Here is an 11893-nt window from a genome sequence, read left to right on the forward strand (position 1 = left end):
GCGACACAAAACGCCCGCCGATGGCGCGTTTTTGCGCGCGAGGCAGCCCATCGCATCCAGAAACGGTGCGTTTTTCCAGGCTTGGCGCCTGGGTGGCCTTGTTTTGGTGCGGGTCTCAGCGACCGCGCAGGAACAGCGCGTCCAGCTCGCGCATGCCCATCTGGCGCCAGGTCGGACGGCCGTGGTTGCACTGGTCGGAGCGCTCGGTCACTTCCATCTGGCGCAGCAGGGCGTTCATCTCGTCCAGCGTGAGGCGCCGGTTGGCGCGCACCGCGCCGTGGCAGGCCATGGTGGCCAGCAGCTCGTTGCGCGCGCGTTGCACCACGGTGCTGGCCTCGTGCTGGCCCAGCTCGGCCAGCACGCTGCGCGCCAGCTCCACCGGGTCGCCCTGCGCCAGCGTGGTCGGCACGGCGCGCACCGCGAGCGTTTTGGGCGAGAGCGCGGTGATCTCCAGGCCCAGCGTGGCCAGCACCTCGACGGCGTCGTCGGCGGTGGCCACCTCGTCGGGGGTGGCGGCGAAGGTGGCCGGGATCAGCAGCGGCTGGCTGGCGACCTGTTGCGCGTCCAGTTGCTGCTTGAGGCGTTCGTAGACGATGCGCTCGTGTGCCGCGTGCATGTCCACCACCACCAGGCCGTGTGTGTTCTCGGCCAGGATGTAGACGCCCTGCAGTTGCGCGATGGCGCGGCCCAGCGGCCAGTCGCCTTCGGGCAGCGGCTGGGCTGCGGGGGGAAGGGCGGTGTTGGGCGTGTCTGCACGGTAGGACGGAGCGGCCGCGCCGAAGGTGTTGGCGAAGGGCGCGCCGGCGGCACTGGTGCGGTCCGTGCCGCCCGACCCCTGGCCCCACAAGGCGCCAACGTCACTGACCCGGTGTCCGACCTCGGGCTCACGCGGCGCGAAGGCAAAGGGCGTTTGCCGTGCGGGTGGTGTCCAGGCCGGTGAGTGGGGGGCGGCGGGCAACTCGGGCGCGGCTTCGGCGCTGCCGTTGCCCGACGAGCGCGGCACAGCCAGCGTGGCCTCCACCGCGTGGCGCACGCCCTGGTGCACCTCGCGGCTGTCGCGGAAACGCACCTCGATCTTGGTCGGGTGCACGTTCACGTCGACCCGCGTCGGGTCGAGCGAGACGAACAGCACGTAGACCGGCTGGCGGTGGCCGTGCAGCACGTCTTCGTAGGCGCTGCGCGCGGCGTGGGTGATGACCTTGTCACGCACGTAGCGCCCGTTCACGTAAGCAAACTGCCAGTCGGCGCGTGAGCGCGCGGCGTCGGGCACGCCGGCAAAGCCCCAGACGCGCAGGCGCTGCGGCTGGCCTTCAACATCGGCCGGGGCATCCACCGGCCAGTCCACCGCCACCGCCTGCTGCACGAAGTCTTCACCCAGCACGTCGGCCACGCGCTGGCGCAGCGCGTCCAGGCCGCCGCCGGCCACGGCGCGCCACTGCGCCACCAGCTTGCCTTCGTGCCAGATGGCAAAGCCCACGTCGGGCCGCGCCAGCGCGTGGCGGCGCACCGCCTCGATGCAGTGGCCGAGCTCGGTGGCATCGGTCTTGAGGAACTTGCGCCGCGCGGGTGTGGCGAAGAACAGCTCGCGCACCTCCACCGTGGTGCCGTGCGCGCGCGCCGTGGGCAGCAGCTCGCCACTGCGGCCGTCGAGCAGCCAGCCGTGTGGTTCGTCGTCGGTGTTGACGCGGGTGAGCAGCGAGACTTCGGCAATCGAGCAGATGGCGGCCAGCGCCTCGCCGCGAAAACCCATGGTGCCGACCGATTCAAGATCCGACAGGCTGGCGATCTTGCTGGTGGCGTGGCGCTTCAGGGCGTTGGGCAGCTCGCTGCGGTGGATGCCGCAGCCGTTGTCTTCCACGCTGATCAGGCGCACGCCGCCGGCCTGCAGGCGCAGCGTGATCTGGCTGGCGCCGGCGTCGAGCGCGTTGTCCACCAGCTCGCGCACCACCGAGGCCGGGCGCTCCACCACTTCGCCGGCGGCGATCTGGCTGATCAGCTCGTCGGGCAGTTCGCGGATGGGGCGGCGGGGGGCGGTGGGGAGCGGGGGAAGGTTCGTCACCGGCAAATTGTAGGTGGCAGGGATAATGCCCCTCCTATGGAAATCGTTACCTTCCTCATCGACTTCATCCTGCACGTGGACCAGCACCTGCAGACCTTCGTGCAGAACTACGGAGCGTGGGTCTATGCCTTGTTGTTCCTGATCATCTTCACCGAGACCGGCGTCGTGGTCATGCCCTTCCTGCCGGGCGATTCGCTGCTGTTCGTGGTGGGCGCGCTGTGCGGCGCGGGGCTCATGAGCCTGCCGCTGGTGATGGTGCTGCTGGTGATCGCGGCCATCCTGGGCGACCAGACGAACTACAGCATCGGCCGCTATTTCGGGCCGAAGGTGTTCCAGTGGGAGAACTCGCGCCTGTTCAACCGCAACGCCTTCAACCAGGCGCACGCCTTCTACGAGAAGTACGGCGGCATCACCATCATCCTCGCGCGCTTCATGCCCTTCATCCGCACCTTCGCGCCTTTCGTGGCCGGTGTGGCCGAGATGACGCGCGGCAAGTTCACCGCCTACAACGTGATCGGCGCGCTGATCTGGGTGGTCGGCCTGACGACGGCGGGTTACCTGTTTGGCAACCTGGCCTGGGTGCAGGAGAACCTGAGCATGATCATCTGGGCGCTGATCATCGTGCCGGGGCTCATCGCCATCTTCGGCGCCTGGAAGGCCAGCCGCGACAGCAAGGGCAACGGCGTCGCCTGAGCGCCCTGGCGCAGCCTCGGTTCGAAGCGAGTGCTGCGCCGCCACTTCTCCAGGGGCTGCGCCCGCACCACGCCTGCTTCCTGCCCGTGTGGGTGGGGCTGGTGACCACTCATGCCATGCGGCGCACTCGGGCTTCTCGCGGGAATTGATAAGTGGGCGTATCATTTTCCAAACAGCGGGGCCGTTCCCGCATGCGAGGAGACATGAACGCACCCCAAGACCTGTCGCGCTGGCGCGAACCGGGCACCAGCCGCGTGCCCTTCTGGGCCTACACCGACCCCGGCCTTTACCAGCGTGAGCTGGAGCGCCTGTTCTACGGCCCGCACTGGAGCTACATCGGCCTGGCGATCGAGATCCCGAACACCGGTGACTACCGCCTGAGCTGGCTGGGTGAGCGCCAGGTGATCATGGTGCGCGACCGCGTGGCGCCCAAGGACCGTGGCACCGACCACGGCATCCGCGTGGTGGAAAACCGCTGCGCGCACCGCGGCGTGCGTTTTTGCCAGGCACCCATGGACGGCCAGACCGGCAATGCGCGCAGCTTCGTCTGCCCCTACCACCAGTGGACCTACAAGCTCAACGGTGATCTCGCCGGCCTGCCGTTCAAGGACGGCGTGAAGGACGGTGAGTGCGTCAACGGCGGCATGCCGGCCGACTTCGACATCAGCAAGAACGGCCTCACCAAGCTGCGCGTGGCGGTGCTGCACGGCATGGTGTTTGCCACCTTCAGCGAAGAGGCCGAGCCTTTCGAGCAATACATCGGCCCGCAGGTCATGCCCTGGCTGGACCGCATCTTCAAAGGCCGCGAGCTCAAGCTGCTGGGCTACAACCGCCAGCGCATTCCGGGCAACTGGAAGCTGATGATGGAGAACATCAAGGACCCGTACCACCCGGGCCTGCTGCACACCTGGTTCGTCACCTTCGGCCTGTGGCGCGCCGACCAGAAGAGCCGCATGGTGATGGACGAGAAGGGCCGCCACGCGGTGATGATTTCACGCCGCAACGACGGCGGCGCCAACAAGACCGTGACCGAGGGCGTGACCAGCTTCAAGGCCGACATGGCGCTGAACGACACGCGACTGCTCGACGTGGTGCCCGAGCCCTGGTGGACGGTGGACGACCCGTCCAACCCCGGCACGCCGATCACGCCCACGGTCACCATGATTACGCTGTTCCCCAGCCTGATCGTGCAGCAGCAGGTGAACTCGCTGAGCACCCGCCACATCGTGCCGCGTGGCGCCGGTGAGTTCGATTTTGTCTGGACGCACTTCGGCTTCGCCGACGACAGCGAGGAGATGACGCAGCGCCGCTTGCGGCAGGCCAACCTGTTCGGCCCGGCCGGTTTCGTGAGCGCCGACGACGGCGAGGTGATCGAGTTCAGCCAGGACGGCTTCAAGCAGTGGGGCGATGAGGGCGCCACGCTGGTCGAGCTGGGCGGCCGCGACGACGACGTGGGCCAGCCGCCCACCGAACACATGGTGACCGAGACCCTCATCCGCTCCATGTATGCGTACTGGAAGAAAGCGATGGGGATTCAGTGACGCTCCCCATGCCTCGCTGCCGCCGCACCTCTTGGCCATCCTCCTTTGTCTCCGACCCCGTTTCGCCATGAACGCTTTGATTGATACCGACCTGCAGAGCCTGCTGCTGCACCACGCCATCGACCGCTTCAACGCGGCCTACGCGGCGTCGCTCGACGAACGCCGCTTCAATGAATGGCCCGAGTGTTTCGTGGCCGATGCGCGCTACAAGGTGCAGGCGCGCGAGAACTTCGACCGCAAGCTGCCGCTGGCACTGATCGCGCTGGAGAGCCAGGGCATGATGCGCGACCGCATCTACGGCACCAGCCAGACCATCTACCACGGGCCGTACTACACGCGCCACGTGGTGAGCCCGGCACGCGTGACACACGCGGGTGCCGGCACGGTGGACGATCCCATTCAGGCCGAAGCCAACTACGCAGTGTTCCGCACCAAGCCGGGCAGCGTGAGCGAGGTTTACCAGGTGGGCCGCTACATCGACACCTTCGTGCAGACCGACGCCGGCCTCAAGCTGCAGAGCCGGCTGTGTGTGTACGACAGCGAGATGGTGCTGAACTCGCTGATCTACCCGGTGTAGACCACCAGCCTTCAGTTGAAGGTGCGCCTGCCAGCGACCTTGTGGAGCAAGGCGATGAGGGTGTCGAACTCGGTATCGCTGAGGTTCTTGTAGACCTTGCGTTCGCCTTCGATCAGGCGGGTGGTGGCTTCTGCCACGAGCTTGGCGCCCAGCGGCGTCAGGCGAATCTGCAGCGCACGGCGGTCGGTGCTGCTCTGCATCCGTTTGACCAGCTTGCGCTCTTCGAGCCGATCAATCCATGTGGTGATGTTCGGCGCCGTCACGGCGAGTGCCTGCGCCAGGCGGGCCAGCGTGTGGTCCGGGTTCTCCCTGATCAACGCCAGGATCGTGAACTCGACCGGGCGCAGCTTCTGTTCTTTTCCCACCAGGAAGTTGAAGGAAGCAATGGTGGAAATGGCCGCTTGCGCCACCTGGTAGCCCACGATGTGGTGCAGCCGTGCTTCTTCCAGCTCGCCTTCAGGGGTGACCTCGCCTGCGAGATCGGGACTCGTTTTTTTCATGCCGCGATTGTCGCTGCCAGCGTGCGCTTCCCACAAGGCGTCAGACCCGGGTAAGTACCTAATGCTCTTAATAGTTAAGTAACTTAACCTTTGTTTCCGCGCCAGCAAGAAGCTCAAGAAGCTGGCGAGCAGTTCAATTCAACCGGCAGGAGACAAATATGAAAGTGTTCAGACGATCAGTGTTCGCGGTGACGGGCAGTGCCGCGCTCATCATGGGATGTGGTGGTGGCGGTGGTGACGGTGGCACCCAGGAGCCTCCGTCGTTGGCCATTGCGGCCCCAGGTTCTTTGCTGGCCCCGGTGGCGGCCAACAAAGAAATTACCGCTGCCGATTGCACGGCGGCCAAGCTCGGGGCTTCGATTCCCGCCAACCTGATTGGAGAGCGTGTCTCCGGCGTGTCCTTGAACGCGCCCACCTGGACTGCTGCCGCAGGTACCAACCAAGCCTACTGCACGGTGACTGGCGATATTCATCCCGTTGACCCCAGCGCACCGCCGATCAAATTCAAGGTTGCGTTGCCCTCGTCATGGAGCCTGCGCGCGGTGCACACCGGTGGTGGTGGCATGAACGGTTCTGTTCCGGGCGCTCCATCGCCGGAGATCCTCGGGATGGGGGCCGCGACCTGGGGCAGCGACTCGGGTCACTCCGGCTTCGGCGCGCAGTGGGCGCTGAATGAAGAGTCCATGTTGAACTTCTCTTACATGCAGATGAAGAAGACCCGCGACGCCTCGGTGGAGCTGGTCCAGCGCATGTATGGAGAAAAGCCCCGCTTCACCTACTGGCAAGGCGGCTCTCAAGGCGGCCGCGAAGGGCTGACGGTCGCTCAGCGGTACCCGAACGACTACGACGGGGTCGTGGTGACGGTGCCTGTGCTCAGCTTCTCCTCGCTTTCGATGGCGCCGGACTGGATGCGCATTCAAGAAAAACCGCTGGCCAACTGGGTGCCGCACGTCAAGGCGGAGGCGATCCGCACGGAGTTCATGCGCCAGTGCGACAAGCTCGATGGACTGGTGGACGGCATCATCAACAACTACCAGGCGTGCCGTGCCATCTTCAACGCGAAGAACGATCCGTCGGGCCGCAACCCGTGGCTCAGCAAGCGCTGCCCCGACAACATCGATCCCAACCCCACGGACAACACGGCAAGCGCGTGCCTCACGGACGGGCAGATCGACACCTTGAAGTTCATGTTCTCGTCCTACAACTTCGCGACGCCACTGGCACACGGTGCCACGTCGTTCGGTATGTGGATGCCCACAACCGAGGTGCCCGGCTTCATCCTGAACAACGGCCGTTACGCAGGGCAAGAGGGCGCAGCAGTTGGAGCCTTGCCGTTCAGCCACCTGGGCAGCCCAGGCGCAAAGGGCTTCCTCTTCAAGGACCTGAACGCGAACACGCTGGACTACGTGGAAGGCGGTGCGCTCAACGCCCGACGCCTGCAAACCTCGGAGTACATGGATTCCGCCAACCCGGATCTGTCCGCGTTCTACAAGCGCGGCGGCAAGCTGCTGGTCACCATCGGTACCAACGACAGCCTGGCTTCGACGGGCGCCCAGCTTGACTACTACCAAGCGGTGGTCGACACGATGAAGCGCCCCGTGGTGAATGCGTTTGCGCGCCTGTGGGTTCTGCCCCAGACCGGTCACGGCCTGAGCGGGTCGAACGTCGCCGTGAATGGCGATGGCGCGACCATTCCGGTGGAGAACATCCCCAGCGCATTCAAGGGGCTGGAAATGCTGAAGACGTGGGTGGAAACCAACGAAGCACCGAGCCTGTCGCCGACGGTGACGGCAACGACGGCTGGCGTGACGAAGACGCTGCCGATGTGCTCGTACCCTACGTACCCGAAATACGTGCAAGGACCGGCCGGCGAAGCGGCTTCCTACACCTGCGCTGACTGATCGGGTTTGAAAACTGAAGGCCGGGGATGTCTCCTTCTGGAGACGTCACCCGGCCTTTTTTTTGTTACTGCTCGGCAGCGCCTGGTCTGGGGGCGCGCCGGGCACTTTCACTGGTGGCAGACAAGGGCCAATGCTTCTTCAGATCTGCCGGCTGCGCGCCAGCGGCGGATTCTTCGAGAAGTAAGCGACGATGCCGCGCACCAGCGCGTCGGCCAGGTCGTCCTGGTATTTGGCGTCGTTCAGGCGCCGCTCTTCGTCGGGGTTGCTGATGAAGGCGGTTTCCACCAGCACGCTGGGGATGTCGGGTGCGCGCAGCACCGCGAAGTTGGCCTGTTCCACGTTGGGCTTGTGCAGCCTGCCGATCTGTTTGACGTGGCCCAGCATGGCCGCGCCCAGCTTGAGGCTGTCGTTGATCTGGGCCGTGGTGCTCATGTCGAGCAGTGCGCGCCGCACATGGGCGTCGGCGGTCCGGGTGTTGAGGCCGCCCACCAGATCGGCCGCGTTTTCCTTGTCGGCCATCCAGCGCGCTGCGGCACTGCTGGCGCCGCGGGTGCTCAGTGCGTACACGCTGGCGCCCTGCGGCTTCGGGGTCAGGAAAGCATCGGCGTGGATGCTGATGAACAAATCGGCCTGCACCTGTTGGGCTTTCTGCACCCTCACCTGCAGGGGCACGAAAAAGTCTTTGTCGCGCGTCATGTAGGCGCGCATGGGGTTGCCGTTGACGCGTGTGTCGTTGATGCGGTCGCGCAGCTTCTGGGCAATCTGCAGCACCACACGTTTTTCCTGCGTGCCGCCGGGGCCGATGGCGCCCGGGTCTTCGCCGCCGTGGCCGGGGTCGAGCGCGATGATGATCAGGCGCTCGGTCTTGCCCTTGCCAGCGGGTGGCTGTTTGGCGGGGCTGCCGCGGCCGGGTGTGGCGCCGGCCACCACGGGCGGTGTGTCTTCTGTCTGTGCCGGCGGGGGCGCGGGTGTCGGTCCCGGGCTGGCGTTGGGGCCGGCGGCCGGTGCGGCAGGCCGCTCGCGGCCGGCGATCAAGGCGCCCAGCGGATCGTCTTCGGGGCGCACCGGGCGCTTGACCTTGTCGGCCTCCAGGCCGAGCAGGCGGGCCGCGCGTTCGCTCGCCTCGTCCATCTCCTTGATGTGCTGGGCGATCAGCTGGTCCACCGGGTTGGGCGGGTCGGCGGGATACAGGTCGAACACCAGGCGGTGCTGATAGGCCGCCACCGGGGTCAGGCTGAACACCTGCGGCTTGATCGGTTTCTTCAGGTCGATGACCAGGCGCACCACGGTGGGTGCGTTCTGCGCGGCGCGGATGCCGGCGATGTTGGGGTCGTCCGACTTGAGCTTGCCCACCAGCTCGCGCAGGCTGGGCAGCAGGTCGATGCCTTCGATGTCCACCGCCAGGCGCGGCGGGTCGGGCACGAAGACGTGGCGCGCCTTCAACACGGCGTCGGACTCGATGGTCACGCGCGTGTAGTCCTCGGCTGGCCAGATGCGCACCGCCACCACGCTGGCGCCGCGCGCGATCTGCTGGGCGCCGATCAGCAGCACCAGCGAGCCGGTGCGTAGCAGGGTGCGGCGGTTCAGGCCGCCGCTCATGCGAGCGCCCTCAACAGCCGGCGGCCGGTGTCGGTGAGCGCCGTGGCCTGCACGGTGCGCTGGCTGTCCTGTTCCAGATCGTCGGTCGGGGCGTGAGGTGTCATGTTGTCGGGTTGAATGTCGATCTGCAGATCAACCACCGGCAGAAAATCACCGGCGCGCTCGGGCCACTCCACCAGCTTGAGGCCGGGGCTGGCGAAAAGTTCGCGGAAACCCGCGTCTTCCCATTCGCGCGGGTCGTTGAAGCGGTAGAAGTCGAAGTGCCACACCATCAGCGCCTGGCCGGCGGGCAGCGCCGCATGGCCGCCCGCGGTGTGCGGTTCAACCACCGCGTACGTGGGGCTCTTGATGCGCCCCTGCACGCCGAGCGCGCGCAGCAGGTGGCGCACCAGCGTGGTCTTGCCCGCGCCCAGGTCGCCCTGCAGGGTGAGCGTGGCGTGGGCGATGGCGGGCGCGGCGGCCAGCCGGCGTGCAAAGGCCTCGGTGTCTTTCTCGCCGGCCCAGTGGCCTTGCCAGCGGTCGCCGCCGGCGAACGCCGGGTCCACAGGCAGCAGCGTGCTTCCTACAATCGGCTTCACATGAAGTTCGCTTTTGATGCCGCTCAACTCGTCTCGCAAATACAGGCCTGGGGCCGGGAGCTCGCATTTTCCCAAATTGGCGTCGCCGGTGTGGATTTGTCGGCCGCCGAACCCGGTTTGCAGGCCTGGCTGTCGGCTGGATGGCACGGTGACATGGCCTACATGGCCGCGCATGGCATGAAGCGCGCGCGCCCGGCCGAGCTGGTGCCGGGCACGCTGAGCGTGATCACCGCGCGCATGGACTACCTGCCGCGCGACACGCCCGAAGACTGGCAGGCGCATGAACTGCAGCGGCTCGAGCGGCCCGGGGAGGCCATCGTGTCGGTCTATGCGCGGGGGCGGGACTACCACAAGGTGTTGCGCAACCGCCTGCAGACGCTGGCCGAGCGCATCCGGGCGGCGGTCGGCCCGCTGGGCCACCGCGTGTTCACCGACTCGGCCCCGGTGCTCGAAGCCGAGCTGGCCCAGCGCAGCGGCCAGGGCTGGCGCGGCAAGCACACACTGCTGCTGCACCGAGAAGCCGGCTCGATGTTCTTTCTGGGCGAGATCTACACCGACCTGGACCTGCCGCCGACCGAAGCCGTCACCGAACACTGCGGCGGCTGCAGCGCCTGCATCGACGTCTGCCCGACCCAGGCCATCACCGCGCCACGGCGGCTCGACGCACGCCGTTGCATCAGTTACCTCACCATCGAACACGCGGGCCCGATCCCCGACGAGATGCGCCCGCTGATGGCCAACCGCATCTACGGCTGCGACGACTGCCAGCTGATCTGCCCCTGGAACAAGTTCGCCCGGCGCAGCCCGCTGGCCGACTTCGACGCGCGCGAGGGGCTGAGCGGTGCCACGCTGGTGGAGCTGTTCGGCTGGAGCGAAGAGCAGTTTCTGCTCCGCACCGAGGGCAGCCCGATCCGGCGCATCGGACACGAGCGCTGGCTGCGCAACATCGCGGTCTCGCTCGGCAATGCCCTGCGCAGCGCAACGGGGAATCAGGACGAGCTGCGGCGCGCGCTGCAGGCCCGCGCCGATCACCCCAGCGCGCTGGTGCGCGAACACGTGGCCTGGGCCATGGGGCAGGGCACCGTCGCCGCCCACTGAGGTCTTTTCAGCTGTCGCTGCCCACGTTGTCCTGTAGGCGGTCGAGCAGGGCGAGCAGGCTGCTGCGCTCCGATGCCGTCAGGCCGGCGGTCAGGGTCTTCTCGAAACGCGCGCGGTGCTGCTGCATCCGGCGCTGCAGCGCCTGGCCGGTGGCCGTCACGCTCAGCCGCTGGCTGCGTCCGTCGTTCGGGTCGGGGCTGCTGACCAGCAGGCCGCGGTCGAGCAGGGATTTGACGATGCGCGCGATCTGCGCCTTGTCGCGCCCCGCGTGCTGCACCAGATCGCGCTGCGTGCCACCGTCGTTGCGCATGAAGTACCCCAGGCAACGCGCCTCCATCGGGCCCAGGCCTTCGCTGTCCTGCCGCACGGCTTCCTGCAGGTGGCGCCGCAGGCCGTGCATCAGCGCGTGCAGGCGGTCCAGCACCTCGGTGTTGTCTGGTTTCATTCTCGTGGGTTGTCCATGTTGTTGACAGTGTCATCCAATCCTGGCATGATGGTTGTCATTATCAACTAAATGCCAACATGAACACAAGCACATCCCCTTCCCTGGTCGTGGAGCGCGTGCGCCACACCCTGCAGGTGCGCCGCCTCACGGTGCAGGCCATCGAGCGCGTCGGTGCGAACTTCCTGCGCATCCGTTTCGCGGGCGACTCGCTGCACGATTTCGTCAGCGCCTCGTTCGACGACCACGCCAAGCTCATGCTGCCGGCCCAGCCCGGCCAGCCGCTGGTGCTGCCGCAGCCGGGCCCCGACGGCCTGGCACTGCCGCCCGGCGCCGAGAAGCCCGCCATGCGCGACTACACGCCGCGCCAGTACGACAACGCGGCGCGCGTGCTCGACATCGAGTTCATGCTGCACGGCGATGGCGCCGCCTCGCGCTGGGCCGAGTCGGCGCAGGTGGGCGACGAGGTCGGCCTGGGCGGGCCGCGCGGTTCCTTCGTGGTGCCCACGGCTTTCGACTGGCATCTGCTGGTGGGTGACGAGACCGCCATCCCGGCGATCGCGCGTCGCCTTGAGGAGTTGCCCGAGACGGCGCAGGCGCTGGTGGTGATCGAAACCGCCGACGCCGGTGACCGCCGCGCGTTCGACAGCCGTGCCAGCGTGCAGCTGCACTGGGTCGAGACCGGCGCCACCGATGCGCTGGCGCGCGCCGTGGCCGCGCTCACCCTGCCAGCGGGCGAGGGCTTTGCCTGGGCCGGTGGTGAGGCCGCGAGCATTGCCGCGGTGCGCCAGGTGCTGGTGGGGCAGCACGGCCTGGACAAGTCGCGCGTGCGCGCCTCGGCCTACTGGAAACGCGGCAGCGCCGGCCACCACGAAACCCTGGGGTGAGGAACAGCGCTCGACGTG

Annotated in this window: 11 protein-coding genes; 6 read left to right on the top strand and 5 right to left on the bottom strand. The window is 67.2% G+C overall.

Going from position 1 to position 11893, the window contains the following annotated elements:
- Nucleotides 1–115: 115 nt before the first annotated feature.
- On the bottom strand, nt 116–2059 hold the full coding sequence (gene mutL / locus HPA01S_RS12730; RefSeq protein WP_066270641.1) for a DNA mismatch repair endonuclease MutL: 1944 nt from the start codon (nt 2057–2059) through the stop codon (nt 116–118).
- Nucleotides 2060–2095: 36 nt separating this feature from the next.
- Between mutL and HPA01S_RS23110 the strand changes: the two genes are divergently transcribed.
- The 3 genes from HPA01S_RS23110 (at nt 2096) to HPA01S_RS12745 (ending at nt 4870) form a co-directional block, all read left to right on the top strand.
- Entirely contained in the window at nt 2096–2752 is a 657-nt protein-coding gene (locus tag HPA01S_RS23110) for a DedA family protein (RefSeq protein WP_066270508.1), read from the top strand.
- Nucleotides 2753–2955: 203 nt separating this feature from the next.
- Nucleotides 2956–4293 carry an aromatic ring-hydroxylating dioxygenase subunit alpha gene (locus HPA01S_RS12740; protein ID WP_066270509.1) on the top strand — a complete coding sequence of 446 codons (1338 nt, stop codon included), beginning with the start codon at nt 2956–2958 and terminating at the stop codon, nt 4291–4293.
- 67 nt (nt 4294–4360) lie between these two features.
- Nucleotides 4361–4870, top strand: a complete 510-nt coding sequence (locus HPA01S_RS12745) for an aromatic-ring-hydroxylating dioxygenase subunit beta (RefSeq protein WP_066270511.1) — start codon at nt 4361–4363, stop codon at nt 4868–4870.
- A gap of 11 nt (nt 4871–4881) precedes the next feature.
- Here the strand turns inward: HPA01S_RS12745 and HPA01S_RS12750 are convergent, their stop codons facing one another.
- Nucleotides 4882–5370 carry a MarR family winged helix-turn-helix transcriptional regulator gene (locus HPA01S_RS12750; RefSeq protein WP_157085000.1) on the bottom strand — a complete coding sequence of 163 codons (489 nt, stop codon included), beginning with the start codon at nt 5368–5370 and terminating at the stop codon, nt 4882–4884.
- A 158-nt stretch (nt 5371–5528) separates the two neighbouring features.
- Between HPA01S_RS12750 and HPA01S_RS12755 the strand changes: the two genes are divergently transcribed.
- A complete protein-coding gene (locus HPA01S_RS12755; protein WP_066270517.1) occupies nt 5529–7271 on the top strand; it encodes a tannase/feruloyl esterase family alpha/beta hydrolase in 1743 nt (580 codons plus the stop codon).
- A 138-nt stretch (nt 7272–7409) separates the two neighbouring features.
- Here HPA01S_RS12755 and HPA01S_RS12760 read toward each other — a convergent pair whose 3' ends face one another.
- Together HPA01S_RS12760 and tsaE are read right to left on the bottom strand one after the other, a co-directional pair.
- Nucleotides 7410–8870: an N-acetylmuramoyl-L-alanine amidase gene (locus tag HPA01S_RS12760; RefSeq protein WP_066270520.1), complete on the bottom strand. Its 1461-nt coding sequence runs from the start codon at nt 8868–8870 to the stop codon at nt 7410–7412.
- Nucleotides 8867–9448 carry a tRNA (adenosine(37)-N6)-threonylcarbamoyltransferase complex ATPase subunit type 1 TsaE gene (tsaE, locus tag HPA01S_RS23465; RefSeq protein ID WP_370670992.1) on the bottom strand — a complete coding sequence of 194 codons (582 nt, stop codon included), beginning with the start codon at nt 9446–9448 and terminating at the stop codon, nt 8867–8869. Before tsaE ends, HPA01S_RS12760 begins: the two co-directional genes overlap by 4 nt.
- Between tsaE and queG the strand changes: the two genes are divergently transcribed.
- Nucleotides 9449–10546, top strand: a complete 1098-nt coding sequence (queG, locus tag HPA01S_RS12770; protein ID WP_066270644.1) for a tRNA epoxyqueuosine(34) reductase QueG — start codon at nt 9449–9451, stop codon at nt 10544–10546.
- Between the two features lie 7 nt (nt 10547–10553).
- Here queG and HPA01S_RS12775 read toward each other — a convergent pair whose 3' ends face one another.
- Complete coding sequence (locus HPA01S_RS12775) at nt 10554–10991, bottom strand: MarR family winged helix-turn-helix transcriptional regulator (protein WP_066270525.1); 438 nt, start codon at nt 10989–10991, stop codon at nt 10554–10556.
- Between the two features lie 77 nt (nt 10992–11068).
- Between HPA01S_RS12775 and HPA01S_RS12780 the strand changes: the two genes are divergently transcribed.
- Nucleotides 11069–11875, top strand: a complete 807-nt coding sequence (locus tag HPA01S_RS12780; protein WP_066270527.1) for a siderophore-interacting protein — start codon at nt 11069–11071, stop codon at nt 11873–11875.
- Nucleotides 11876–11893: the final 18 nt, after the last annotated feature.

The organism is Hydrogenophaga palleronii NBRC 102513 (genome assembly GCF_001571225.1).
Classification (GTDB): domain Bacteria; phylum Pseudomonadota; class Gammaproteobacteria; order Burkholderiales; family Burkholderiaceae_C; genus Hydrogenophaga; species Hydrogenophaga palleronii.

Bases quoted from the DNA above. Each gene is read 5' to 3' on its own strand.
- HPA01S_RS12775 (WP_066270525.1), bottom strand. From the start codon at position 10,991: ATGAAACCAGACAACACCGAGGTGCTGGACCGCCTGCACGCGCTGATG.
- HPA01S_RS12760 (WP_066270520.1), bottom strand. From the start codon at position 8,870: ATGAGCGGCGGCCTGAACCGCCGCACCCTGCTACGCACCGGCTCGCTG.
- HPA01S_RS12750 (WP_157085000.1), bottom strand. From the start codon at position 5,370: ATGAAAAAAACGAGTCCCGATCTCGCAGGCGAGGTCACCCCTGAAGGC.
- HPA01S_RS23110 (WP_066270508.1), top strand. From the start codon at position 2,096: ATGGAAATCGTTACCTTCCTCATCGACTTCATCCTGCACGTGGACCAG.
- HPA01S_RS12745 (WP_066270511.1), top strand. From the start codon at position 4,361: ATGAACGCTTTGATTGATACCGACCTGCAGAGCCTGCTGCTGCACCAC.
- queG (WP_066270644.1), top strand. From the start codon at position 9,449: ATGAAGTTCGCTTTTGATGCCGCTCAACTCGTCTCGCAAATACAGGCC.
- HPA01S_RS12780 (WP_066270527.1), top strand. From the start codon at position 11,069: ATGAACACAAGCACATCCCCTTCCCTGGTCGTGGAGCGCGTGCGCCAC.
- HPA01S_RS12755 (WP_066270517.1), top strand. From the start codon at position 5,529: ATGAAAGTGTTCAGACGATCAGTGTTCGCGGTGACGGGCAGTGCCGCG.
- HPA01S_RS12740 (WP_066270509.1), top strand. From the start codon at position 2,956: ATGAACGCACCCCAAGACCTGTCGCGCTGGCGCGAACCGGGCACCAGC.